Annotated in this window: 23 protein-coding genes; 17 read left to right on the forward strand and 6 right to left on the reverse strand. The window is 65.3% G+C overall.

Annotated features, from left to right (window positions below):
- The first annotated feature begins 10 nt into the window (after positions 1-10).
- From serC to cysM, 15 genes are all read left to right on the forward strand, one after another.
- Complete coding sequence (gene serC, locus ACEN98_RS23360) at positions 11-1,099, forward strand: 3-phosphoserine/phosphohydroxythreonine transaminase (RefSeq protein WP_413387317.1); 1,089 nt, start codon at positions 11-13, stop codon at positions 1,097-1,099.
- 128 nt (positions 1,100-1,227) lie between these two features.
- Positions 1,228-2,298, forward strand: a complete 1,071-nt coding sequence (gene pheA / locus ACEN98_RS23365) for a prephenate dehydratase (protein ID WP_413387318.1) — start codon at positions 1,228-1,230, stop codon at positions 2,296-2,298.
- 28 nt (positions 2,299-2,326) lie between these two features.
- A complete protein-coding gene (gene hisC, locus ACEN98_RS23370) occupies positions 2,327-3,430 on the forward strand; it encodes a histidinol-phosphate transaminase (protein ID WP_413387320.1) in 1,104 nt (367 codons plus the stop codon).
- Positions 3,430-4,338, forward strand: coding sequence for a prephenate dehydrogenase (locus tag ACEN98_RS23375; RefSeq protein ID WP_413387321.1), 909 nt, complete (start codon positions 3,430-3,432; stop codon positions 4,336-4,338). Before hisC ends, ACEN98_RS23375 begins: the two co-directional genes overlap by 1 nt.
- Positions 4,335-5,666, forward strand: coding sequence for a 3-phosphoshikimate 1-carboxyvinyltransferase (gene aroA, locus ACEN98_RS23380; RefSeq protein WP_413387322.1), 1,332 nt, complete (start codon positions 4,335-4,337; stop codon positions 5,664-5,666). Before ACEN98_RS23375 ends, aroA begins: the two co-directional genes overlap by 4 nt.
- A gap of 118 nt (positions 5,667-5,784) precedes the next feature.
- Positions 5,785-6,447 (forward strand): (d)CMP kinase, encoded by a 663-nt coding sequence (gene cmk, locus ACEN98_RS23385; protein ID WP_413387323.1) that lies wholly within the window; start codon positions 5,785-5,787, stop codon positions 6,445-6,447.
- A gap of 137 nt (positions 6,448-6,584) precedes the next feature.
- A complete protein-coding gene (rpsA, locus tag ACEN98_RS23390) occupies positions 6,585-8,291 on the forward strand; it encodes a 30S ribosomal protein S1 (protein WP_413387324.1) in 1,707 nt (568 codons plus the stop codon).
- Positions 8,292-8,309: 18 nt separating this feature from the next.
- A complete protein-coding gene (locus ACEN98_RS23395) occupies positions 8,310-8,615 on the forward strand; it encodes an integration host factor subunit beta (protein WP_056450593.1) in 306 nt (101 codons plus the stop codon).
- Between the two features lie 118 nt (positions 8,616-8,733).
- The gene (locus tag ACEN98_RS23400) at positions 8,734-11,148 is read left to right on the forward strand and encodes a patatin-like protein (RefSeq protein ID WP_413387325.1); all 2,415 of its coding nucleotides are present in this window, start codon (positions 8,734-8,736) and stop codon (positions 11,146-11,148) included.
- Between the two features lie 165 nt (positions 11,149-11,313).
- Complete coding sequence (locus ACEN98_RS23405; RefSeq protein WP_056129565.1) at positions 11,314-11,619, forward strand: lipopolysaccharide assembly LapA domain-containing protein; 306 nt, start codon at positions 11,314-11,316, stop codon at positions 11,617-11,619.
- A gap of 30 nt (positions 11,620-11,649) precedes the next feature.
- Positions 11,650-12,825, forward strand: a complete 1,176-nt coding sequence (lapB, locus tag ACEN98_RS23410) for a lipopolysaccharide assembly protein LapB (RefSeq protein ID WP_413344619.1) — start codon at positions 11,650-11,652, stop codon at positions 12,823-12,825.
- 13 nt (positions 12,826-12,838) lie between these two features.
- Entirely contained in the window at positions 12,839-14,209 is a 1,371-nt protein-coding gene (locus ACEN98_RS23415; protein ID WP_413387326.1) for a UDP-glucose dehydrogenase family protein, read from the forward strand.
- A 7-nt stretch (positions 14,210-14,216) separates the two neighbouring features.
- The gene (rfaE1, locus tag ACEN98_RS23420) at positions 14,217-15,218 is read left to right on the forward strand and encodes a D-glycero-beta-D-manno-heptose-7-phosphate kinase (RefSeq protein ID WP_413387327.1); all 1,002 of its coding nucleotides are present in this window, start codon (positions 14,217-14,219) and stop codon (positions 15,216-15,218) included.
- Between the two features lie 108 nt (positions 15,219-15,326).
- Complete coding sequence (locus tag ACEN98_RS23425; RefSeq protein ID WP_413387328.1) at positions 15,327-15,731, forward strand: helix-hairpin-helix domain-containing protein; 405 nt, start codon at positions 15,327-15,329, stop codon at positions 15,729-15,731.
- Positions 15,732-15,867: 136 nt separating this feature from the next.
- Positions 15,868-16,770: a cysteine synthase CysM gene (gene cysM / locus ACEN98_RS23430; RefSeq protein WP_413343973.1), complete on the forward strand. Its 903-nt coding sequence runs from the start codon at positions 15,868-15,870 to the stop codon at positions 16,768-16,770.
- Positions 16,771-16,936: 166 nt separating this feature from the next.
- Here the strand turns inward: cysM and ACEN98_RS23435 are convergent, their stop codons facing one another.
- The 5 genes from ACEN98_RS23435 to ACEN98_RS23455 all read right to left on the reverse strand — a co-directional run bounded on the left by ACEN98_RS23435 (position 16,937) and on the right by ACEN98_RS23455 (position 22,796).
- The gene (locus ACEN98_RS23435) at positions 16,937-17,278 is read right to left on the reverse strand and encodes a hypothetical protein (RefSeq protein WP_371764786.1); all 342 of its coding nucleotides are present in this window, start codon (positions 17,276-17,278) and stop codon (positions 16,937-16,939) included.
- A 445-nt stretch (positions 17,279-17,723) separates the two neighbouring features.
- On the reverse strand, positions 17,724-18,884 hold the full coding sequence (gene mltB / locus ACEN98_RS23440; RefSeq protein ID WP_413387329.1) for a lytic murein transglycosylase B: 1,161 nt from the start codon (positions 18,882-18,884) through the stop codon (positions 17,724-17,726).
- Complete coding sequence (locus ACEN98_RS23445) at positions 18,881-20,860, reverse strand: DUF3488 and DUF4129 domain-containing transglutaminase family protein (RefSeq protein WP_413387330.1); 1,980 nt, start codon at positions 20,858-20,860, stop codon at positions 18,881-18,883. The genes mltB and ACEN98_RS23445 overlap by 4 nt, the downstream gene beginning before the upstream one ends.
- Positions 20,857-21,852 (reverse strand): DUF58 domain-containing protein, encoded by a 996-nt coding sequence (locus ACEN98_RS23450; protein WP_413387331.1) that lies wholly within the window; start codon positions 21,850-21,852, stop codon positions 20,857-20,859. Before ACEN98_RS23450 ends, ACEN98_RS23445 begins: the two co-directional genes overlap by 4 nt.
- Before the next feature lie 23 nt (positions 21,853-21,875).
- Complete coding sequence (locus ACEN98_RS23455) at positions 21,876-22,796, reverse strand: AAA family ATPase (RefSeq protein ID WP_413387332.1); 921 nt, start codon at positions 22,794-22,796, stop codon at positions 21,876-21,878.
- A gap of 153 nt (positions 22,797-22,949) precedes the next feature.
- On the opposite strand from ACEN98_RS23455, the gene ACEN98_RS23460 reads away from it, so the two are divergent.
- Both ACEN98_RS23460 and ylqF read left to right on the forward strand, forming a co-directional pair.
- The gene (locus ACEN98_RS23460) at positions 22,950-23,882 is read left to right on the forward strand and encodes a histone deacetylase family protein (protein WP_413387333.1); all 933 of its coding nucleotides are present in this window, start codon (positions 22,950-22,952) and stop codon (positions 23,880-23,882) included.
- A gap of 119 nt (positions 23,883-24,001) precedes the next feature.
- Positions 24,002-24,949, forward strand: a complete 948-nt coding sequence (gene ylqF / locus ACEN98_RS23465) for a ribosome biogenesis GTPase YlqF (RefSeq protein WP_413344120.1) — start codon at positions 24,002-24,004, stop codon at positions 24,947-24,949.
- 230 nt (positions 24,950-25,179) lie between these two features.
- Here the strand turns inward: ylqF and ACEN98_RS23470 are convergent, their stop codons facing one another.
- Positions 25,180-25,452 (reverse strand): hypothetical protein, encoded by a 273-nt coding sequence (locus tag ACEN98_RS23470; protein ID WP_413387334.1) that lies wholly within the window; start codon positions 25,450-25,452, stop codon positions 25,180-25,182.
- Between the last annotated feature and the right edge of the window lie 69 nt (positions 25,453-25,521).

Below are 25,521 nucleotides of genomic sequence, written 5' to 3' on the forward strand. Positions count from 1 at the left end.
GGAGGAGACGATGACCCAGGTGTACAACTTCTCCGCCGGCCCGGCCGTCCTGCCGAAAGAAGTGCTGCGCCAGGCGGCCGACGAGATGCTCGACTGGCACGGCAGCGGCATGTCCGTGATGGAGATGAGCCATCGCGGCCCCGAGTTCATTTCGATCGCGAAGCAGGCCGAAGCCGACTTCCGCGAACTGCTGGGCGTCCCGGACAACTACAAGGTCCTGTTCCTGCAGGGCGGTGGCCTGGGCCAGAACGCGATCATCCCGCTGAACATGGTGGGCCGCAAACCCCAGCCCGCGACCATCGATTTCGTCCACACGGGTTCGTGGTCCGGCAAGTCGATCAAGGAAGCGAAGCGCTACGCGAACGTGAACGTGGCCGCATCGGGCGAAGCGAGCCGCTTCACTACCGTGCCGCCGCAGGAGACGTGGAAGCTGAGCGCCGACGCGGCCTACCTGCACCTGTGCACGAACGAGACCATCGACGGCGTCGAGATCGGTTACGTCCCGACCGTGCAAGGCGATACGCCGCTCGTCGTCGACATGTCCTCGCACATCCTGTCGCGCCAGGTCGACGTGTCGAAGTACGGCGTGATCTTCGCCGGCGCGCAAAAGAACATCGGCCCGGCGGGTCTGACGATCACGATCGTGCGCGAGGACCTGCTCGACCACGCCTTGCCGATCTGCCCGGGTGTGTTCAACTGGCGCGCGGTGGCGGAGGCGGAGTCGATGCTGAACACGCCGCCGACGTACGGGATCTATATCGCGGGCCTCGTGTTCGCGCACCTGAAAAAACAGGGCGGCGTGGCCGAGATGGAACGCCGCAACATCGAAAAAGCGCGCCTGTTGTACGCGGCGCTGGACGCCGACGACTTCTACCAGAATCGTGTGGCGCCCGAATATCGCTCGCGCATGAACGTACCGTTCTACCTGCGCGATGAGTCGTTGAACGAACAATTCCTGGCCGGCGCCAAAGCGCGCGGCCTGCTGCAACTGAAGGGCCACAAGTCCGTCGGCGGTATGCGGGCATCGATCTACAACGCGATGCCGATCGAGGGTGTGCAAGCCCTGGTCGATTATTTGAACGAGTTCGCGGGCCGATAACCCGGCCTCTCTCGTTGGGTGGGCACCCCGTGCCCACGCGGATGTTCGTGTCACGCATACGTGACGCGTGGGCACAGGGGTGCCCACCCAACGGACCCAAGGTGCGAACGGCACATCAAGAGCAGACAATGACAGACAAACTCAAACCCCTGCGCGAACAGATCGATGCGATCGACGCGCAAATCCTCGAACTCCTTTCACGCCGCGGCAGGGTCGCGCAGGAAGTCGGCCACGTGAAGGCCGAGACGAACGCCCCCGTGTTCCGCCCCGAGCGCGAAGCGCAGGTGCTGCGCGGCGTCGCCGAGCGCAACCCCGGTCCGCTGAAGAACCAGGACGTGCAGACCATCTTCCGCGAGATCATGTCGTCCTGCCGCGCGCTGGAAAAGCGCGTGACGGTCGCGTTCCTCGGCCCCACCGGCACGTTCAGCGAACAGGCCGTGTTCCAGCAGTTCGGCAGCGCCGTCGAAGGCCTGCCGTGCGTGTCGATCGACGAAGTGTTCCGCGCCACCGAGGCCGGCACCGCCGACTATGGCGTCGTCCCGGTCGAGAACTCGTCCGAGGGCGCCATCAACCGCACGCTCGACCTGATGCTCGCGACCACGACGATCATCAGCGGCGAAGTGTCGATCCCCGTGCACCACAGCCTCATGACGAAGACGGGCAGCATGGACGGCGTGAAGGTCGTGTGCGCGCATTCGCAGGCGCTGGCCCAGTGCCAGGTCTGGCTCAACCTGCACCACCCCGGCATCGAGCGCCGCGCCGTCGCGTCGAACGCGGAAGCGGCCGTGCTGGCGAGCCAGGATCCGGCGATCGCCGCGATCGCGAGCGAGATGGCGGGAGAACAGTACAAGCTGGGCGTCGTGCAGGCGCACATCCAGGACGACCCGCACAACCGCACGCGCTTCCTGATCATCGGCAGCCAGGCCACGGGCCCGTCGGGCAAGGACCGCACGTCGATCGTGCTGGCCGTGCCGAACAAGGCCGGCGCCGTCTACGGCCTGCTCGCGCCGCTCGCGAAGCACGGCGTGTCGATGACGCGTTTCGAATCGCGTCCCGCGCGCATCGGCACGTGGGAGTACTACTTCTACGTCGACGTCGAAGGCCACATCGCCGATGCCGCCGTCGGCCGCGCGCTCGAAGAACTCAAGGACAACGCCGCCTTCTTCAAGGTATTGGGATCCTATCCCGTCGGCCTCTGAATCACACCACTACAGCCAAGAGAATCCCATGTCGCAATTCGGTCCCGATTACGTCCGCGCCATCGCCCCTTACCAGGCCGGCAAACCCATTTCCGAAGTCGCCCGCGAGTTCGGCCTCGATGAAGCCAATATCGTCAAGCTGGCGTCCAACGAAAACCCGTTCGGCGTTCCCGAATCGGCCAAGGCCGCGATGCTTGCTGCCGCCACTGAACTCGGCCGTTACCCGGACGCCAACGGCTTCGAGTTGAAGGCCGCGTTGGCCAAGCGCTACGACGTGCCGGCCGACTGGATCACGCTCGGCAACGGCTCCAACGACATCCTCGAGATCGCGGCGCACGCGTTCGTGCAGAAGGGCCAGGCCGTCGTCTATGCGCAGTACTCGTTCGCCGTGTACGCGCTGGCCACGCAGGGCGTCGGCGCGCGCGGCATCGTCGTCCCGGCGAAAAACTACGGACACGACCTCGACGCGATGGCCGCCGCCATCGATGCCGACACGCGTCTCGTCTACATCGCCAACCCGAACAACCCGACCGGCACGTTCATCTCCGCACCGGAGATCGAAGCGTTCCTGGCCAAGGTGCCGGCGTCCGTCGTCGTCGTGCTGGACGAGGCCTATAACGAATACCTCGAGCAGAAGGACCAGTTCGAATCGACGCAGTGGGTCCGCAAATACCCGAACCTCATCGTCTCGCGCACGTTCTCGAAAGCGTATGGCCTCGCGGGCCTGCGCGTCGGTTTCGCCATCGCCCAGCCGGCCGTGACGGACCTGATGAACCGCATCCGCCAGCCGTTCAACGTGAACTCGCTCGCGCAGGCCGCCGCCATCGCGGCGCTGAACGACAAGGAATTCCTGCGCAAGGGTGCCGAGAACAACCGCGCCGGCTACCAGCAGCTGACGAAGGCGTTCGAAGAACTCGGCCTGGAATACGTCCCGTCGTACGGCAACTTCGTGCTCGTGAAAGTGGGCGACGACGACGGTGCCGGTGCGCGCGTGAACGTGGCATTGCTGAAGCAGGGCGTGATCGTGCGTCCGGTCGGCGCGTACGGCCTGCCGCAATGGCTGCGCATCTCGATCGGCCTGCCGGAAGAGAATGCGAAGTTCGTCGAAGCGCTGAAGAAGGCCCTCGGTTGATGTTCACGAAAGTCGTCATCGTCGGCGTCGGCTTGATCGGCGGCTCGTTCGCGCTGGGCCTGAAGGCGGCCGGCGCCGCGGGCCATATCGTGGGCCTGGGACGCTCCGCGCAGGCGCTGGCGCGTGCGCGCGAACTCGGGATCATCGACGAAGCGGCGGCATCGCCAGAAGTCGCGCTGCGCGGTGCGGACCTCGTGCTGCTGGCGGCGCCCGTCGCGCAGACGGGGACCATCCTCGCATCGCTGCTGCCGCACCTGGAGCCGCAGACGATCGTCACGGACGCGGGCAGCACCAAGTCCGACGTCGTGGCGGCCGCGCGTGCCGCGCTGGGCGATCGCGTCCACCAGTTCGTGCCGGGCCACCCGATCGCCGGCCGTGAATCGAACGGTCCGGACGCGGCGATCCCCGACCTGTACCGCGGCAAGAAGGCCGTGCTCGCGCCGCTGCCGGAAAATGCCCCGCAAGCCGTCGAGAAAGTGGCCGCCGCGTGGCGCACGTGCGGCGCCATCATCCACATGCTCACGCCGCAGGAACACGACAAGGTGTTCGCCGCCGTCAGCCACCTGCCGCACCTCCTCGCGTACGCGCTTGTCGACGACATCGCCAACAAGCCGCACGCGGACCTGCTGTTCCAGTATGCCGCCAGCGGCTTCCGCGACTTCACCCGCATCGCGGGCTCGTCGCCGGAAATGTGGCGCGACATCAGCCTCGCGAACCGCGACGCGCTGCTCGGCGAACTGGACGCCTATCTCGCTCAATTGACACACCTTCGCGCGCGGCTCGCCGCCAGTGACGGACCCGCGCTGGAGGCGACCTACGCCAACGCCCAGCGCGCCCGCCGCGCGTGGACCGAAGCGATCGAAGCCGCGGAAAAACCGCCGGCGCCCGATCAGGAATCTGGAAAATGACACAAGCTAAAATCTATCCCCAGCACATCGACCTCGAACCCGTGATGCGCGTGCAGGGCACCGTACGCCTGCCCGGCTCGAAGAGCATCTCGAACCGCACGTTGCTGCTGGCCGCACTGTCCGAAGGCACGACGACCATCCACGACCTGCTCGCATCGGACGACACGTCCGTCATGCTGGACGCCCTCAGGAAGCTCGGCATCCGGTGGGAAGAAGTCGACGAGCGCACGCACGTCGTCCACGGCGCCGGCGGCAAGCTGCCCGTCGGCCAGGCCGACCTCTTCATGGGGAATGCGGGCACCGCGATCCGTCCGCTGACGGCGGCGCTGGCCGTGATCGGCGGCGATTACACGCTGCACGGCGTCGAGCGCATGCACGAACGTCCGATCGGCGACCTGGTCGACGCGCTGAATGCGGTCGGCGCCAGCATCGACTACACCGGCAATCCGGGCTACCCGCCGCTGCACATCCGCGCGGGCAAGGTCCAGCCGGACCGCATCGCCGTGCGCGGCAACGTGTCGAGCCAGTTCCTGACGGCCCTCCTGATGGCCGCGCCGCTGATGGCGGTTGACAAGCCGGTCACGATCGACGTGGTGGGCGAGCTCATTTCGAAGCCGTACATCGAGATCACGCTGAACCTGATGCGCCGCTTCGGCGTGACGGTCGGCCAGGACGGATGGGCGTCGTTCACCGTGCAGCCGGGCCAGATCTACCAGAGTCCGGGCAGCATCCACGTCGAGGGAGATGCGTCGTCGGCGTCGTACTTCCTGGCCGCGGGCGCCATCGCCGGCGGTCCGGTGCGCGTGGAAGGCGTGGGCAAGGATTCCATCCAGGGCGACGTGCGCTTCGCCGACGCGCTGGAGCAGATGGGCGCGACGATCACGAAGGGCGACAACTGGATCGAGGCGAAGTCGAACGGCGTGCTGAAAGCGATCGACGCCGACTTCAACCACATCCCGGACGCCGCGATGACGATCGCCGTCGCCGCACTGTACGCGGACGGCACGAGCACGCTGCGCAACATCGCCAGCTGGCGCGTGAAGGAAACCGACCGCCTGGCCGCGATGGCGACGGAACTGCGCAAGGTCGGCGCGACGGTGGAGGAGGGCCCGGACTACATCCGCGTGACGCCGCCCGACACGCTGTCGCATGCGACGATCGACACCTATGACGACCACCGGATGGCGATGTGTTTCTCGCTGGCGTCGCTGGATGGCGCCGCGCGCCGCGGCAACGCGATGCGCATTAACGATCCGAAGTGCGTGGCCAAGACGTTCCCGGATTATTTCGAAACGTTTTCCGGAATCGCCCAGGACACCGTATCCTGATGGTTTGATTTTCGGTGGGCACGGGGTGCCCACCCTACGTCCGACGATTGCCGTAGGGTGGGCACCCCGTGCCCGCCATCATGCGAGCATCCCGTCGGCATTTTGGTAACAAATTCACATGCCGAACTCGAATATTCCCGTCATTACGATTGACGGCCCGACCGCCTCGGGCAAGGGCACGGTTGCCCACAAGGTCGCCGACCGCCTGGGCTTCCACCTGCTGGATTCCGGCGCCCTGTACCGCCTGACCGCATTGTCCGCGCTGCGCCGCGGCACCGACCTGCGCGACGAGCACGCGCTCGCCAAGGTCGCCGAACACCTGCCCGTCCGCTTCAACGCCGGCCACATCTATCTCGGCACGGAAGAGGTGAGCAACGCCATCCGCCAGGAAGAAGTCGGCAATACCGCGTCGAAGATCGCCGCGCTGCCGGCCGTGCGCCAGGCGTTGTATGGCTTGCAACTGAGCTTCCGCGAAACGCCCGGGCTCGTGGCCGACGGCCGCGACATGGGCACGGTGATCTTTCCCGGCGCCCAGCTGAAGGTGTTCCTGACCGCAAGTGTTGAGGCACGTGCGCAACGCCGGTATAAGCAATTGATTGACAAAGGGTTTTCTGCTAATATGGACGATCTGCTGGCGGATTTGCAGGCCCGCGACGCGCGCGATACCCAGCGCGCCGTGGCCCCGCTGGTGCCGGCGGAAGGGGCGCACATCCTCGATACCTCGCAGATGACGGCGGACGAAGCCGTCGAACAGGTACTGGCCTGGTACGCGCATCCCTGAACAAGAATTCGTTCCTGAAGGCGTAGGAACTGCCGTGAGAGCGGCGTTTTTTGGTGCCCGGGATGTCCCGGGTGTGGTTCAACTTGACCCAGTTCAGATCGCATATAGCCGATCTGCTGGCTAACATCTCAAAACTTATGGCTACTGCAGCAAATCAAGATACCGGTATGGAAAGCTTCGCAGCACTCTTCGAAGAGTCGCTGGCGCGTCAAGACATGCGTTCGGGCGAAGTCATCTCCGCCGAAGTCGTGCGTCTGGATCACAACTTCGTGATCGTCAACGCCGGCCTGAAATCGGAAGCTTTCATCCCCATCGAAGAATTCAAGAATGACCAGGGCGAACTGGAAGTCAACGTGGGTGACTTCGTTTCCGTGGCCATCGAATCGCTGGAAAACGGTTTCGGCGATACCATCCTGTCGCGCGACAAGGCCAAGCGCCTGGCATCGTGGCTGGCTCTGGAAAAAGCAATGGAATCGGGCGAGATCGTCACCGGTACCGTGAACGGCAAAGTCAAGGGCGGCCTGACCGTCCTGACCAACGGCATCCGCGCATTCCTGCCGGGTTCGCTGGTCGACACCCGTCCGGTCAAGGACACGACCCCGTTCGAAGGCAAGACCCTGGAATTCAAGGTCATCAAGCTGGACCGCAAGCGTAACAACGTCGTGCTGTCGCGTCGCGCCGTCATCGAAGCATCGATGGGCGAAGAGCGTGCGAAGCTGATGGAAACGCTGAAGGAAGGCACCGTCGTCACCGGCGTCGTCAAGAACATCACCGACTACGGCGCGTTCGTCGACCTGGGCGGCATCGACGGCCTGCTGCACATCACCGACCTGGCATGGCGCCGTGTGCGTCACCCGTCGGAAGTCCTGTCGGTTGGTCAAGAGATCACCGCTAAGGTCCTCAAGTACGATCAGGAAAAGAACCGCGTCTCGCTGGGCGTCAAGCAACTGGGCGACGATCCGTGGACCGGCCTGTCGCGTCGCTACCCGCAAGGCACCCGCCTGTTCGGCAAGGTCACGAACCTGACCGACTACGGTGCGTTCGTGGAAGTCGAGCAGGGCATCGAAGGCCTGGTGCACGTCTCGGAAATGGACTGGACCAACAAGAACGTGGCGCCGAACAAGGTTGTCCAGCTGGGCGACGAAGTCGAAGTCATGGTCCTGGAAATCGACGAAGAGCGTCGTCGTATCTCGCTGGGCATGAAGCAGTGCAAGGCGAATCCGTGGGACGACTTCGGCATGACCCACAAGAAGGGCGACAAGGTCAAGGGCCTGATCAAGTCGATCACCGACTTCGGCGTGTTCATCGGCCTGCCGGGCAACATCGACGGCCTGGTGCACCTGTCCGACCTGTCGTGGACCGAGCCGGGCGAAGAAGCTGTCCGCCGCTTCAAGAAGGGCGACGAGCTGGAAGCCGTCGTTCTGGCGATCGACGTCGAGCGCGAGCGTGTCTCGCTGGGCGTCAAGCAGCTGGAAGGCGACCCGTTCAACAACTTCGCTTCGCTGAATGACAAGGGCACCCTGGTCACCGGCACCGTGAAGTCGGTCGAGCCGAAAGGCGCCGTGATCGCCCTGAACGACGAAGTCGAAGGCTACCTGCGCGCTTCGGAAATCTCGCGCGACCGCGTGGAAGATGCCGGCACCCACCTGAAAGTGGGCGACAAGGTCGAAGCCCTGGTCATCAACATCGACCGCAAGGCACGCAGCATCCAGCTGTCGATCAAGGCCAAGGACAACGCCGAGACCCAGGAAGCCATGCAGAAGCTGGCTTCGGACAACAGCGCAGCAACCGGCACCACCTCGCTGGGCGCCCTGCTGAAGGCCAAGTTCGATAACAAAGGTTAATCACCTGAGAATGAGCAGATGACCAAGTCCGAGCTGATCAACCGCCTGGCCGAGCGCTATTCTCAGCTGGTGGCAAAAGACGCCGAGTTCGCCGTCAAGACCATCCTCGATGCGATGACGGGCGCTCTCGCGAGCGGCCAGCGCATCGAGATCCGGGGTTTCGGCAGCTTTGCCCTGAACAGCCGGCCGCCCCGTATCGGCCGCAACCCGAAGTCCGGCGACAAAGTGATGGTGCCCGAAAAACGGGTGCCCCACTTCAAACCGGGCAAACAGTTGCGCGAGCGGGTGGATGCGATGGTCGGGCAACCGATCATCGAAGACTGATTCGTCTGTAACAGGCTCACAAGACGGCGTCCGCAAGGGCGCCGTTTTTTTTTGCGGCCTGGAACCCATGGGAATACAATGAACGTGCCATCTCTCATGCGTTGCGCAGACCTCGGCCATGAAACAGAAAGAATTACGGCTGGCAATCGTATTCTTCGGCGGCGTGTCGCTGGCCGTCTACCAGCATGGCATCAACCGCGAAATCCTCAACCTCGTGCGCGCGTCGAAATGGTATCGCCGGCACGACGGCCCCGCCTCCATGCACGACCACTATCCCGACGAGCCGGAACACTCGACGGGCGACGTTTATCTGCAGTTCCTCGAAACGGTCGGCAAGCAACTCGATTTGCAGGTGATCGTCGACGTGGTGTCCGGGGCCTCGGCCGGTGCGATGAATGGCGTTGCGCTGGGCAGGGCGCTCGCGCACGATCTCAGCCTGGCGCCGTTGACGGACATGTGGCTGGCCGACGCAGATATCGGACAATTGCTGCACGCCGACGCCAGGGCCAGGCGCTGGAGCAAATGGTTTTTCTGGCCCTTCGTCCGGCCCCTGCTGTCCCGGTTGAAACGCGAAGGCCTCATCATCGGACCCATCGATCGCGAAATGCAGGAACGGGCGTCGATGTTCCTCCGTTCGCGGTGGTTCAAGCCGCCGCTTGACGGCTGCCGCCTCGCCAGCCTGATCCTCGACGGCCTCACGGCCATGGAACGTGCCGGTGCAGCCGGCGAATCGCTGCTGCCTCCCGGCACGCGGCTCGACCTGCTGGTCACGGCGACGGATTTCCGCGGCCTCGATCGCGCGATCTTCATCCATGACCCGCCCGTGCTCACCGAGCGCGAGCACAGGCGTCCATTCCACTTTCAGCTCTATCATGAAAAAAGCGGGCACCTGCGCAGCGACTTCGATCTCGACAATGTCCCGTCGCTCGCGTTCGCCGCACGCGCATCCGCATCGTATCCCGGGGCGTTTCCGCCGGCCCGGATTCGCGAAGTGGACGACCTGCTGGCCGCGCGCCACCGGCCATGGCCGACCCGTGCCCAATTCATCAAACACAACTTTGGCGGCTATCGTGACCAGCGCAAGGATCCCGAGGATGCCGTGCTGGTCGACGGGAGCATCCTCGACAACAAGCCGATCAAGGCGACGCTGGACGCGATCCGCACCCACAGCGCGTTCCGCGAGGTCGATCGCCGGCTGATCTTCATCGACCCGCACTCCCAGCTCGACAAGCCGCCGCCCGGAACAGACGTGCCGGGTTTCTTCGCGACCTTGCGTGGGGCATTGTCCGACCTGCCGCGCACCGACCCGACCTACAAGGAACTGGCGGACGTCGGGCGCTACAACAAGCAGGTGCGACGCCTGAAGCAGGCGATCGCCTACGCCCGGCCGCAGGTCGCGAAACTGGTTGACGAGGTCACCGAAGGCAAGGCCAGGGGCCGGTACACCGTCAGCGATCTCCGCCATTGGCGTCTCAGCTCGACCAACGCGCTGTCCACCACGCCGATCGTCTACGATTCGTTCGTCCGGACGCTGGTGTTGGAGGCGCTGGATTTTCTCGCCGAACTGATCGCCGGTGCGTGCGGCTTTGCCCGCGAATCGACGGCATCGCACCGCGTGCAGGAGGCGATCGAACTGTGGGCCGCACGGCATGCCATTCTCCTTGCCGACTCCTACACGGCGGCGGAAAACGCCTATGAAAACGTCGACATGCCCCCGTGGGCCAAGATGACGATCGACTTTGGCGTCGTGTACAAGAAACGCCGCCTGAATTTCGTACTGCACGAGATCAGCGACCTGTATGACGCGACGGCTGCGGAAGACCTCGATCTCATCAAGATCCAGGTCCACAAACTCATCGATGCCTTATCGACGTACGACAATGCCGATTTCCTCAGCGAGCGCGCGGTCGCCATGTGCCGCACGCTGTTCGTGCCCGAGACTCCCAACCGGATGGATGTCGAGCAGTTCGTCGCCGGCCGGGACGCCGAGCTGACCGCACTGGTACGGCGGCTGGGCATCGAATGCGACCTCCCGGGCAAGAACGACGACGCCGACACGCTGTTGTCGTCCGGGCTGGTGCAGAACCTGGAACCGCACTACCGCGCGGCGATCCTCACCGGCTATCTCGGCTATTTTTATTGGGACGTCATCCTTCACCCAGTCGTCACCGCACTGGCGCTGGAAACCGGACCGATCGAAGAGATCCTGGTCGATCGCATCAGCCCCGACGACGCGCCCGGCCTCGCCCCGCCGGGCAACCCGCGCGTCCTGCTGGGCGGGACGTTTGCCGGTTTCGGCGGCTTTCTCAATCGTGCGACGCGCGAAAACGACTATCTGTGGGGGCGGCTGCATGCAGTCGACCGGCTGTTCGATATCTTGTCCAGTACGTTGCCGAACCAGATCCGGAACACGATCGACCTGCATGCCATGAAGAAGGCGGGATTCGAATGCGTGATGGCGGAGGAGGCCGGACGGCTCCATCTGGTGCCGGACCTGGTGTCCCGGCTACGCGCCGCGATCGCCGCGTTCTGACGCCAGGATGGTCAAAATGTAAGCGCGCATTGCAGGGGCGATGCCGTTCGTGCAACCCACGTATAATCACGCCGCATGCGCACAACGGCAGGGCCAGCCGTCCTAGGAATATCGTTACAAATATGCGACACTGCGCATTTGCCGTCTTTTCTTCGGGACCTGCTGATGAAACTCGTCTCCACCATCGTCGGATGCCTGCTGTTCGTCCTGTTCTTCAGTTTCGCCCTGAAGAACACGCATCAGGTCGACCTGCATTTCTTCCTGAATTACGAGGTGCGGGGACCGCTGGTGCTGATGCTGCTCGCGTTTTTCATCGCCGGCGCCTTCCTCGGCATCCTGGCCGTGACGCCGACCGTGTTCCGGCACCGCCGCGAAAGCTCGCAGCACAAGCACACGATCCAGGCCCTGCAGAGCGCGGCCGGTACCGCCGCCAATGCGCCGCAGCCGGACAGCGTCGCGCCGCGCGCCTGACCGTAACTCAGTCATCAATAAGAACAACATATGGAATTTGAAATCTGGTGGCTGCTCGGCATCCCCGTCTTTTTTGCCCTCGGCTGGATCGCCGCCCGCGTCGACATCAAGCAGCTCGTCTCCGAATCGCGCAGCCTCCCGCGCGGCTATTTCAAGGGCCTGAATTTCCTCCTCAACGAACAGCCGGACAAGGCCATCGACGCGTTCATCGAGATCGTCAAGCTCGATCCCGAAACGGCCGACATGCACTTTGCGCTGGGTAACCTGTTCCGCCGCCGCGGCGAGACGGAGCGCGCGATCCGCGTCCACCAGAACCTGCTGTCGCGTCCCGACCTGCCGATCGAGCAGCAGGTGCACGCGCAGTACGAACTCGGCATGGATTACCTGAAGGCCGGTCTGCTGGACCGCGCCGAAGAGACGTTCAACCTGCTCGTCGACACGCAGTACGGCGTGCAGGCCCGCCGCGCGCTGCTGGAGATCTTCCAGCGCGAAAAGGAATGGCGCCGCGCGATCGCCGCCGCGGAAGGCCTGATGGAATCCGGCGCCGGCGCGCACCACAAGGAAATCGCGCAGTTCTATTGCGAGCTGGCGCAGGACGCCCTCGTGCACATGCAGTCCGAGGAAGCGAAGGCGCTGCTGGACAAGGCGCTGCAGGCCGACCGCAAGAACGTGCGCGCGACGATGCTGTGCGGCGATGCGCTCAAGGCCGAAGGCGACATCGAGGGCGCGCTGAAGACGTGGCGCCGCGTGGAGCAGCAAAGCGTGCCGCACGTGGCCCTCGTCGCCGCGCGCCTGATGGATGGCTACCGCACCGTCGGCCGCCCGCAGGAAGGCGTCAACCTGCTGCGCTCCTACCTGGAAGAAGCGTCGTCGATTGATCTGATCGAGGTGGTCTTCAAGGCCGTCATTGAACTCAACGGCGTGGAAGCTGCCAAACAGCTGGTGGTGGAAGAGCTGCGCCGCAATCCGACCCTGCTCGGTCTCGACAAGCTGCTGGAAGCGCGCCTGATGGATGCGCCGGCGAACGTGTGGGAAGAGCTGTCGATGGTGAAGAACCTGGTGCACGGGTACACGCAGAAGCTGGCGCGCTACCAGTGCAGCCATTGTGGTTTCAAGGCGCGCCAGTATTACTGGCAATGCCCGGGGTGCAGCAAGTGGGAGACTTACCCGCCGCGCCGCACCGAAGAACTGAACGTGATGAACTAAGCTAAAGCGAACCATGAAGATTACGATTATCGGCACCGGCTACGTCGGCCTCGTGACCGGCGCCTGCCTGGCGGAACTCGGCAACGACGTCTTTTGCCTCGACGTCGACCAACGCAAGATCGACCTGCTGAACAACGGCGGCATCCCGATCCACGAGCCGGGCCTGGAAGAAGTCGTCGCGCGCAACCGCGCCAGCGGCCGCCTGCAGTTCTCGACCGACGTCGCCGCCAGCGTCGCGCATGGCCAGCTCCAGTTCATCGCCGTCGGTACCCCGCCGGACGAAGACGGTTCCGCCGACCTGCAGTACGTGCTGGCCGCCGCCCGCAACATCGGCCGCCACATGGACGGCTACAAGGTCATCGTCGACAAGTCCACGGTGCCCGTCGGCACGGCCGACCGCGTCGCCGCCGCCCTGCGCGAAGAGCTGCGTGCGCGTGGTGAAGAAAGCATGGAATTCGCCGTCGTGTCGAACCCGGAATTCCTGAAGGAAGGCGCCGCCGTCGACGACTTCATGCGCCCGGACCGGATCGTCATCGGCCACGACGACAGCCCCGCGGGCCAGCGCGCGCGCGACCTCATGAAGCTGCTGTACGCCCCGTTCAACCGCAACCACGAACGCGTCTACTGGATGGACGTGCGCTCGGCCGAGTTCACGAAGTACGCGGCCAACGCGATGCTCGCGACCCGCATCTCGTTCATGAACGAACTGGCCAACCTCGCCGACCAGGTGGGCGCCGACATCGAAGCCGTCCGCCACGGCATCGGCTCCGACCCGCGCATCGGCCACAGCTTCCTGTACGCGGGCGCCGGCTACGGCGGCTCGTGCTTCCCGAAAGACGTGCAGGCGCTCGAGCGCACCGCGCGCCAGTACGACCAGGAACTCCTGATCCTGCGCGCCGTGGAAGCCGTCAACGACCGCCAGAAGCAGGTGCTGGGCCGCAAGGTCGTGCAGCGCTTCGGCGACGACCTGGCGGGCATGACCTTCGCCGTCTGGGGCCTCGCATTCAAGCCGAACACGGACGACATGCGCGAAGCGCCGTCGCGCGTGCTGCTGAAGGAATTGATCGAGCGGGGCGCCAGCGTCGCCGTGCACGATCCGGTCGCGATCGAAGAAGCGCGGCGCGTGCTGGCGCTGGACCTCTCCGAAGCGCAACTCGCGCGCGTCGACTTCAAAAAGACGCCGATGGAAGCGCTGGACGGCGCCGAAGCCCTGGTGATCGTCACCGAATGGAAGGCGTTCCGCAGCCCGGACTTCGAGCAGATCAAGGCGCGCCTGAAGCACCCGGTGATCATCGACGGCCGCAACCTGTTCGAGCCGCCGCTGATGACGGGCCTGGGCATCGAGTACCACGGCATCGGCCGTTCGGTCCTGACGGGCAAGTGAGGCACGCATGACCGCTACGATCCCCAGCCGCCTGCTGCCGACCGACAGCTACCGCCAGGCCGAAGCGCCCCAACTGGAGAGCGTGCGCCTGCTCGTCGTCGGCGACGTCATGCTCGACCGCTACTGGTTCGGCGACGTCTCGCGCATTTCGCCGGAAGCGCCGGTGCCCGTCGTGCGCATCGAGCGCCGCGAGGAGCGCCTGGGCGGCGCCGCCAACGTGGCGCGCAACGCCGCGGCCCTCGGCACGCATTGCGGCCTGCTGGGCGTCGTCGGAGCCGACGAGGCGGGCGACCACGTCGAACGCATCCTGCGCGAATCGAGCATCCACAGCTACCTGAAGCGCGACGAGGCGATCTCCACGATCATCAAGCTGCGCGTGATCGGCCGCCAGCAGCAGATGGTGCGCATCGACTTCGAGGACGCGCCCACCGAAACGACACTGCGCGACAAGCTCACGCAGTTCAAGGCGCTGCTGCCGGACTACGACGTGATCATCCTGTCCGACTACAACAAGGGCAGCCTCGTCAACGTGGCCGAGATGATCCGCGCCGCGCGCGCGGCCGGCAAGACCGTCATGGTCGACCCGAAGGGCGACGATTTCACGCCGTACGCGGGCGCCACGGTGCTCACGCCGAACAAGTCGGAACTGAAACGCATCGTCGGCAGCTGGAAGACGGAAGAGCAGCTGACGGAAAAGGCGCAGAAGCTGCGTGAGGACCTCGGCCTGGAAGCGCTGCTGCTCACGCGCTCGGAAGAGGGCATGAGCCTGTACACGGCGAACGAGGTCCTGCACGTGCAAGCGGACGCGCGCGAGGTGTTCGACGTCTCCGGCGCCGGCGACACCGTCATCGCGACGATGGCCGCCATGCTGGGTGCCGGCGTATCGCTGCCGGAAGCGCTGGCGACGGCGAACCGCGCGGGCGGCATCGTCGTCGGCAAGCTGGGTACGGCGACCGTCACGCGCGACGAGCTGTTCGCGCAACGCCGCAAGGACGACGGCCACGCGTGATTGCGTGGTCGCAAACCAGGACGTCAACCCATCGCCGTATTTATCCGTTAAGGCAACAGGCGGCCATCCCCGGCCGCCAACCAAGCCAACGATAACGGAGAATACGAGATGATCAAGAAGCTGATGCTTGCAGTCGCCACGCTGGTGGCGTCGATGGGCTTTGCATTCGCCCAGGTGGACGTCAACAAGGCCGATGCCGCCGCGCTGGATTCGGTCAAGGGCGTCGGTCCGGCCATGTCGAAGGCAATCATCGACGAGCGCACCAAGGCCGGTCCGTTCAAGGACTGGGCCGATTTCCAGAAGCGCGTGAAAGGTGTGGCCGACAAGCGCGCCGCCCAGCTGTCGAAGGCCGGCCTGCAGGTCAATGGCCAGGCCAGGGACGGCGCGCCGATGGCCGCCGCACCGGCTGACAAGACCGCCAAGACCGCCAAGCCCGCCAAAGCCGGCGCCAAGCCGGCCGACGCGAAGGCCAAGCCGGAAGCCAAACCCGAGGCCGCCAAATCGGCGACCTGATCCGGCTCCTGCCGCATGAGAACCCCGCCCCGCGCGGGGTTTTGTGTTTGTACAAAAGTATTTCGCTTGCCGGTCCCATACGCGCCCCGTCAACTCGGATTAGAATGTCGGTTTCGCGTTCGCAAAAGAGTAGGCAATGGCATACAAGACCATCGAAGACACGATCGGTAATACCCCGCTGGTGCAGCTGGTGCGCATCCCCGGGCCGGAAGCGGCGGCCCGCAACAACGTCATCCTCGGCAAACTGGAAGGCAACAACCCGGCGGGTTCCGTGAAGGACCGCGCGGCGATGTCGATGCTGCGCGGGGCCGAGGCACGCGGCCAGATCAAGCCCGGCGACACGCTGATCGAAGCGACGAGCGGCAACACGGGCATCGCGCTGTCGATGGCGGCCGCGATCCGCGGCTACAAGATGGTGCTGGTCATGCCGGACAACCTGTCCATCGAGCGCCGCCAGAGCATGGCCGCGTACGGCGCCCAGATCATCCTGACGCCGAAGACGGGCGGCATGGAATACGCGCGCGACCTGGCCGAGCAGATGCAGAAGGATGGCCAGGGCATCATCCTCGACCAGTTCGGCAACCAGGACAACCCGCGCGCCCATTACGAAACGACGGGTCCGGAGATCTGGCGCGACACGGAAGGCCGCGTCACCCACTTCGTCAGCGCGATGGGCACGACCGGCACCATCATGGGCGTGTCGCACTACCTGAAGGAACGGAACGAAGCGATCCGCATCATCGGCGCGCAGCCGGAGGAGGGATCGTCGATCCCCGGCATTCGTAAATGGCCGGAAGCCTATATGCCGAAGATCTTCGATAAATCGCGCATCGACCAGGTCGAGAATGTGACCCAGGCCGCGGCGGAACAGATGGCACGCCGCCTGGCGGCCGAAGAGGGTATTTTCTGCGGTATTTCCGCGGCCGGCGCGTGCGAAATCGCCTTGCGTATCTCGCAAACGGTGGAGAATGCGACGATCGTGTTCATCGTCTGCGACCGCGGTGATCGTTATCTGTCGACGGGTGTGTTCCCCGCCTGATTGCTTGCTTGCCCGGCGCGGGTTCCCGGCGCTGGGTCTTCCCCATCCCGCATCCGCTGCGGGGAAATACTATCCCTGACCCGGCAATCCGATCATTCGGGAGGCCGGCAGAGTCGGGCGGTGCGGCGGCATCAATGGCCGCCGTCCGGTCCGGTGCGTGCCATTATTACTCGCTGCCGCCCGCGTTGCTGTCCTTGTCTTTCGGCTTGAACTGCTTGTCGCTGATGCGGAACTTGGCACGGCGGTCGCCCATCAGGTAACGCAGGTCGCGGATCGACAGATCGGAGACTTCGTGCATGCGGATCAGCAGCGAAGCGCCGACCGGCAGACGGTGGTGGCGGATTTTCGAGATCACCGGCGGCGCAACTTCCAGGGCGCGCGACAGTGCGGCGTCGTTCTTCAGGCGCAGGTTCTCGATCAGGGTGTCGAGCAGGCGATTCGGGTTGTATTGCAGCAGTTCGTCGTTTTCCGAATCGCTGTTCATATCGATACCGACTTGGTTCGTCATGATTCACTATTCCTATGAGGGTTTGTCAGAGCTCGCGGCGGAACTTCCACTCCTGTAAGGATATGAAAGTTTCTACTAAATTATACAACTAATTTCCAATTTAGTACTTAAGAGCAATAAGGATCAGTGGCTTTCGTTGAGTTCGTTGTCCCATCGCAACAATAGCCGCAATGCAATTCTCTCACAAACTCACTGAGAATATCATTGTTTTTTATTTAAACTTAAGTGTAGAGCAATTAACGATGCGCTGCCGCACAATTAGGAATTGAGTAGTGGAATGACAACTTGAGAGGGGGTATCGGGGAGGATGCTATGTTTCTCAGGAGAACTGTCTAGAAGAAATAAGCATACCCCCGGGGAGTATAAGGTTGTCACGACTGCATGACTCAGCCGTACTTATGACAATCCTGTTACAAACTGATACAAAGTTGTTGGTTGGAGGACACTAGATTCCGCGCGCCAACCGCACCGCACGGCCTAATTCGATCACGGACATGGCATAGAAATAACTGCGATTGTATTTAGTGATAGCAAAAAAGTTAGCGTTCGCTACCCAATACTCCGTCGGGTCCGCCCCGTTTTGTAAATCGACGAGGCCGTACAGGCGGCCGTCCGGCAGGGCCGTGCGCGTCGCGACGCCGGCACCGTCCAGCTCGCCCGGACGGTAGCGCGCTTCCAGGCCGCCCAGCAGCCCTTGCCAGGCGAGACTGGGGGCCACGTTGGCCGGGAACACGGCCGGCCCCGTGTTGTTGCGATCCCAGCCGTGCTCGACGAGGAAGTTGGCCACGCTGCCGATCGCATCGGCGGCCGAGCCGCGCAGGTCGACGATGCCGTCGCCGTCGAAGTCCACGCCATATTTCAGGATATTGCCTGGCATGAATTGCGGCATGCCGACGGCGCCCGCGAACGAGCCCAGCAGCGAGAACGGGTCGATGTTTTCCTTGCGCGCGAGCAGCAGCGTGTGTTCCAGCTCGCTGCGGAAGAACGCCATGCGGTTGGCGCGGTTCGGCGCTTCCGGATAGGCGAAGGCGAGGGTGGTCAGCACGTCGACGACGCGGAAGCGGCCCGTGTCGCGGCCATAGATCGTTTCCACGCCGAGGATGCCGACGATGATTTCGGCCGGCACGCCATACGTCGCCTCCGCGCGGGAGAGGAGGTCGGCGTTCTCGTTCCAGAAGCGCACGCCCGCGTTGATGCGGATCGGCTCGATGAAGCGGTCGCTGTACGCCTGCCAGTTCTTCGGCTTGCCGGGCGGCGCCGGTTTTACGAGCTGGACGGCGGAATCGATGAAGCGTGCGCGTTTGATCACATCCTCGATCTGCGCGCGCTCGAATCCGTTGCGGGCGACGATGTCGTCCTCGAAATCGCGCACGGCCTGCCAGTCGCTGAAATTGACGGCCTCGCCGTCGTAATCGATGGCGGGGCGGGCGGGGGCGGCGGCTTGCGCCTTCCTGCCGGCCTTTCGCCCCGCCTTGGCGGCCTTGGCGGCCTTGGCCGTGGTCTTGGCCGTGGTCTTGGTGTGATGGAGCGAGGATGCGGCGAGGGCATCCGCCGCCGGCCCGGCGCCGATGGCCAGGGCAAGCAGCAGGGGAGCGAAGGATTTCATCGAACTCGGGACAGCAAATCTCTCAGGATGGGAACGAGGCCGGTGCCCGGACTCTGCGGTCCGTAGCGGTAAGCGCTGTAGCGGCGCAGGAATTCCGTCGCGGCCGCGCCAGTCTCGGGAGCCAGGTCGGCGGCGGCGAGGCGCTGCGCGTACGCGGTCGGCCCTTCGTCCGGCGCACGCGGCACGCCAAGCTGGCCGAGGCGCTGGCACAGGAGCGAGTATAGCGCATCGGCGGGGTCGGCTTTCCGCCTCTGCGAGAATTTTTTTACCAGGAACAACATGGCGCAGAGCATGGCAATGAGCGCCAGGCTTTGCCAATGGGACAATCCTTCTTGTAAGCGTTGCACGAGATGCCGCTGGCGTTGCGGCGTGTAATTCAGCACCCACTGGTTCCAGCCATTGTTGACGGCGCCGAACATGTACCGGATGCGGCCGGGGAGCGAATCCGGATCGGGCTGCAGCAGCCGGCCCAGGCCCTCGAGGCCGAACGGCGCCGGCGGCGGCAGCGCGCGCGCCAGGCTGCGCTGCACGCGCTCCGGCGCCACGGCGGCCGTCGGGTCGATACGTACCCAGCCGCGCCGCGGCAGCCACACCTCGGCCCACGCATGCGCGTCCGATTGGCGCACGGTGAGGTAGCCGTCGATCGGGTTCATTTCTCCGCCCTGGTAGCCCGTGACGACGCGCGCCGGCACGCCCGCCGCGCGCATCAGGAACACGAAGGCGCCCGCGTAATGCTCGCAAAAGCCCGCGCGCGTGCCGTACAGGAAATCGTCGATCGAATCGCGGCCGGGCAGCAGCGGCGGCTGCAGCGTGTAGACGAAACCGCCTTCCGCAAACAGGCGCAGCACGGCCGCCACGCGGCGCGCCGGATCGGGCTCGGACGCCAGCGCCTGGCCGGCCGCGCGCGTGCGCGGATTCAGGCCGTAGGGCAGCATCAGCCATTGCCCGTCGACGGGCGACGCATCCGTCTGCAGGCTGTAGTGCACGAAGGAGACGAGGTCGTAGCGCACGCGCTCGCCGATCGGGTCGAGCGACCGGAATTCCAGTTCGCCGGACAGCGTCACGCCATGCCCCGGCAGCTCGGGGATGGCGCGCGGCATCTCGAGGGCGAACAGCCAGCGCGTGTTCGACGGTTCCAGCGTGACCTGGTAGCCGACCGGTGTGCCGCCCACGGACAGCGACAGCGCCTGCGGGCGCGTGTGGCGGGAGGGGTGCACGCGCGTCCAGGTGCGGCCGTCGTAGCTGCCCAGCACGGGGCCGCGCCAGTACAGTTGCGGCTGCGCGGGCACGGGGCCGTCGAATTTCACGCGGAACGCGACGTCTTCCGACTGCGCCAGGTTCGACATCTGGCCGGGCGCCATCGTGTCGGACAGGCCGCTCTGCGCGCTGTGCGACGCGTCCGGCATGCCCCACAGCGGTCCTTCGACGCGCGGGAACAGGACGAACGCGGCGCCCGCCAGCGGCAGCGCCAGCCCGAGCAGTTTCGCGCCCATCCACAGGCGCGTGCGCAGCGGGGGCACGGCGCCCGTCAGCTGGAACGACAACTGCGTGGCCAGCAGCGCGACGAGCGAGGCCAGCATCAGCAGGGCCGTCGGGATCGTCTGCGAATAAAAGAAATTGGTGAGCACCAGGAAGTAGCACAGGAACACGACGACGAACAGGTCGCGCCGCGCATGCATCTCCAGCATCTTGAAGGCGACGAGGAGGACGAGCATGGCGACGCCCGCATCGCGCCCCAGCAGGGTGTGATAGCTCTGCAGCACGCCGAACATCGCGGCCGCCGCGATCGGCACGAGGAGCGCGTTCGACGGCATGCGCCGGCCCAGCAGCGTGACCGCGGCGCGCCATGCCAGCGTGGCGCCGCACAGCAGGCTCACCCACACGGGCAGGTGGGCCGCGTGCGGTACCAGCACGAGCAGGCTGCTGGCGATCAGCAGCAATGTATCCTGCTTGTCCCGTGACAGGAGGATCTTCACGCCGGCTCCTCCGGCAAGCCGTACAGCGCCAGCGCGCGCAGGCACGCCGCCTGGTGCGCCGTGCCGAGCGCCACGGGGTAACGGATGTGGCCGAGGATAAAGCCATAGGGCAGGGCGCGCTGCTCCGCTTCCAGCACCCAGCGGGCCATGCGCGCGAGGCGCACTTCGACGTCGAGTTGGGCGGGCAGCGCGCCGAAGTCGAGCACGAGTTTGTCGACCGTGCCGCCCTCGAAATGCTTGGTGACGAGCTGGCCGCCCAGTTCCGGATCGAGGCGCGCGATCTGGCGCCACGCGAGGTGGCGCAGCGGGTCGCCCGGCTGGTAGCTGCGCACGCCGGCGAAATCATCGCTGCCCGTGCTGCCCGCGCCGTCGGGGCTGGGACGGCCCAGCATCGGCAGCGGCGGCGCGTCCTGCTCGGGGAACGGGTAGACGAGGGCGCGGCTGTCCGGCTGCCACCAGCTCCACGCGCGGAACAGGCCGAGCGGGAAGTGCGTGGCCAGGCGCACGCGCGGCGGACGCATCCACCCGCGCGTGCGCGTGGCCGTGCGCAGCGCGAGCGCCGTGCTGCCGCCGGCCGGCACGTCGATGGCCTGCCGCGGTTCGGGCATGTGCTCGAAATCGATCCAGACGGCGTAGCGGGCCAGGCGCGTCGGGTTCTCGACGCGCAGCTCGAACGGCGCGTCCTCGCCCGCGTGCACGTCCGGCGCGCGGCCGGGGCTGAGCACGAGGCCGGCCAGGTTGCGCGTCGTCTGCACCATGTCGACGATGGCGCAGGCGCCGGCGACGAACGTGAGGCCGAAGCCGAGGCCCAGGTTGTAGTTGATCGAACCGATCAGGAGGACGAGCAGCAGCGCGCAAAACGCGAGGCCCGCGCGCGTGGGCAGGATGTAGACGCGCCGCTGGTTCAGCAGCACGCTGCCCGTGTCGCGGGCCGTCGTCTTCGTGCGCCACTGTGCGCGCTTGCGGTTCAGCCAGCCATCGGGTCGTGCCATCGCTGGATCGGCTGCCGGGGGCATCAGACCGGGACCGATTTCTGCAACTGCAGAACGAGGTCGCGGCTGGCCATCGCCACGCCCTGCGCGGAACGCAGCGGCCGCAACCGGTGCGCGCATACGGGCACGAGCAGGGCCTGCACGTCTTCCGGGATCACGTGGTCGCGGCCTTCCAGCGCGGCCCACGCGCGCGCGGCCTGCAGCAGCGCGAGCGTGGCGCGCGGCGACAGGCCTTCCGCGAACAGCTTGCCGGAGCGCGATGCCAGTGCGAGCGCCTGCAGGTAGTCGATGAGCTTGTCGGAGGCGTGGATCGCGCGCAGCGAGCGCTGGGCGTCGAGCAGATCTTCCGGCCGCATCACGGGCTCGATGGTTTTCAGCATCGCGCGCCGGTCCTCGCCCATCAGCAGGGCGCGCTCGGCGGCGGCGTCCGGATAACCGAGCGACAGGCACATCAGGAAGCGGTCGAGCTGGGATTCCGGCAGGGGGAACGTGCCGACCTGGTGCGCGGGATTTTGCGTCGCGATGACGAAGAAGGGTTCCGGCAGCGCGCGGGTGACGCCGTCGGCCGTGACCTGGCGCTCTTCCATCGCTTCCAGCAGGCCCGACTGCGTCTTGGGCGTGGCGCGGTTGATCTCGTCCGCGAGCAGCACCTGGGTGAAGATCGGGCCGGGGTGGAAGACGAAGCCGTTCTTTTCGCGCTCGTAGACGGAGATGCCGGCGACGTCGGCCGGCAGCAGGTCGCTCGTGAACTGGACGCGGTTGAACTTCAGGCCCAGCGCCAGCGCGAGCGCATGGGCGAGGGTCGTCTTGCCGACGCCGGGCACGTCGTCGATGAGCAGGTGGCCGCCGGCCAGCAGGCAGGTCAGCGCGAGGCGGACCTGCTGGTCCTTGCCGACCACGATCTGGTTGACCTGGCGGGCGGCGGCGTGCAATTGATTGAACATGGATGGCTTCCGATGGTCGTTCCGGGCGGCGGGGCACCCGGGCGTGGTAGATTAACGCTGTTAGCAATCCTGATATGCCTGCGGTTGCCTTTCGCATCGATTCTATGCGAGAACGGAGGGACTTGCGGTATCGATGAGCATCAACCAGGAATCATGAGTACAGCCATTTACAGCCACCCGGACTGCACCTTGCACCAGATGGGCAGCTGGCATCCCGAAGCCCCCGAGCGCCTGCGTGCCATCGAGGACCAGCTGATCCTCGCGCGCCTGGAGGGGCTCGTCGAGCAGGTGAGCGCCCCGCTGGCCGACGAAGCCGACATCCTGCGCAACCACACGCAGGGTGCGCTCGACCTCGTGCGCGACAACCTGCCGCAGGCAGCAGGCGAGTTCTATCCGCTCGACGGCGACACCCTGCTGTGCAAGGACAGCTACCGCGCCGCCCTGCGCGCGGCCGGCGCCGCCGTGGCCGCGACGGATGCCGTCATCGCCGGCACCGTCGACAATGCCTTCTGCGCCGTCCGCCCGCCGGGCCATCACGCGCGGCCGACGGTGCCCATGGGCTTCTGCCTCTTCAACAACGTGGCCATCGCCGCGCGCCGCGCGCTCGACGTGCATGGGCTGGAGCGCGTCGCCATCGTCGACTTCGACGTCCACCACGGCAACGGCACGGCGGAGTCGTTCAAGGACGACCCGCGCGTATTGATGGCCAGCTTCTTCCAGCATCCGTTCTATCCGTACACGGAGCCGGAACCGATCACGCCGACCTGCGTCAACGTACCGGTCCCCGCGTACTCGGGCGGCGACGTCGTGCGCAAGCTCGTCGCCGAACAATGGCTGCCCGCGCTGCACGCGTTCCGCCCGCAGATGATCTTCATCTCGGCCGGCTTCGACGCCCACAAGGAAGACGACATGGGCGGCATGGCCCTCGTCGAGGCGGATTACGCCTGGATCACGCACCAGGTCGCCGACATCGCCCGCCGGTACGCGGGCGGGCGCATCGTCAGCTGCCTGGAGGGCGGCTACGCGCTGTCGGCGCTGGGACGCAGTGTCGTGGCCCACGTCAAGGCCCTCGCGGAACTCGACTGAAGCGCCGTCGACAGGAGGGCAGTCGACCCGGACGGCCCTGCGGCACCGTCCTGGCTGTCGTCGATTTGCGTGGACTAGGGTAAAATAGCCGGTTGCACGCAAATTTTTGAAGGTAGAGCATGTCGATTCAATGGTTCCCGGGCCACATGGCCGCCGCCCGCAAGCAGGCCGCGGAGCAGATGGAAAACACCGATGTGGTCATCGAGGTCCTGGACGCCCGCCTGCCGCAGGCGAGCAGCAACCCGATGGTCGAAGAGTTGCGCAAGTTCCGCCAGCGTCCCTGCCTGAAGGTGCTGAACAAGACCGACCTCGCCGACCCCGCCGCCACCGCGGCCTGGGCCGCGTGGTATGACGCCCAGGAGGGCGTGACCGCGTACCCGATGACGACCAAGAAGCCGTCGGACGTGGCGCGGATCCCCGACCTGTGCAAGGCGCTGGCCCCGCACCGCGGCGTGCCGACGAAGCCGCTGCGCATCATGATCATGGGCATCCCGAACGTGGGCAAGTCGACGCTGATGAACGCGCTGCTGAAAAAGCGCGTGGCCAAGGTCGGCGACGAACCGGCCGTCACGAAGTCCCAGCAAAAGCTCTACCTGGACAAGTTCACGGTGCTGGTCGACACCCCGGGCATGCTGTGGCCGAAGATCGCGATGGAAAGCGACGGCCTGATGCTGGCCGCCAGCCACGCGATCGGCACGAACGCCGTGATCGAGGAAGAAGTGGCGGAATACCTGGGCGGCCTGCTGCTGCAGCGCTATCCGCAACTGTTGACGGCGCGCTACGGCATCAAGACGGACGGGCTGGACGGCTTCGGCGTGATCGAAGGCGTCGCCCAGCGCCGCGCGTTCCGCGTGCGCGGCGGCGACTACGACTACGAAAAGGCGGCCCACGTGCTGCTGCAGGATTACCGCCAGGGCGCGCTGGGCCGCATCAGCCTGGAAACCCCGCAGACCCGCGCCGAGGCGCTGGAGCGCCACCGCATCGAGATGGAAGAAAAGGCGCGCATCGCGGCCGAGAAGGCGGCGCGCAAGGCGGAAGAGGCGGCGCGCGGGAAGCGCGGGTCTTAGTGAGTGTAGACAAAATCGTCTACACCTTGTTAGGGCGCCTGACAAAAAGATGAGTGGGCAGGCAGGCGGCGGAACGCCTGATGAATGTCTGCTCGTCGCTCATGCCGGATGCATCGCAGTCCGCGATAAGTGGAGCGCACAAACGTTCGCTGGGTCCGCTTCTGGCCGGCTCCTGTCCTTCAGCTTGGGCGGCTTTCGACCTGGGACAATCGCTGGTGACGAGGGGCAAGCTATTCACTGCGCGGCGCTGGCTCGGACGACAAGTAGCGCATAAACTCAATGAGTGAAAGCCGGACCTCGTTGGCGACAGGATCGAAATTCAGCTCGTCTTCGATCAGGACGGTATCGCTGACGAAATCAAGGGTAATATCAAAGCGGTTGAAATTGAAATAAGTTTGCTCCCGCGCGGGATTTGATTCGCGCTCACGTACCGCTTCCAGAATAAGCCCGCGAACATAAGGTGTCGCCTCCTCCCTGGCGAACTGCTCAAGTAATGAAGCCATCAGGTCACCTTTCGTCTGCCAGGTCGTGAGGGAGGAACGAAATACGTTAATGAAGATCGACTTGCGTTC

Origin of the sequence: Massilia sp. CT11-137 (assembly GCF_047302885.1) — a bacterium.
Classification (GTDB): domain Bacteria; phylum Pseudomonadota; class Gammaproteobacteria; order Burkholderiales; family Burkholderiaceae_D; genus Telluria; species Telluria orientalis.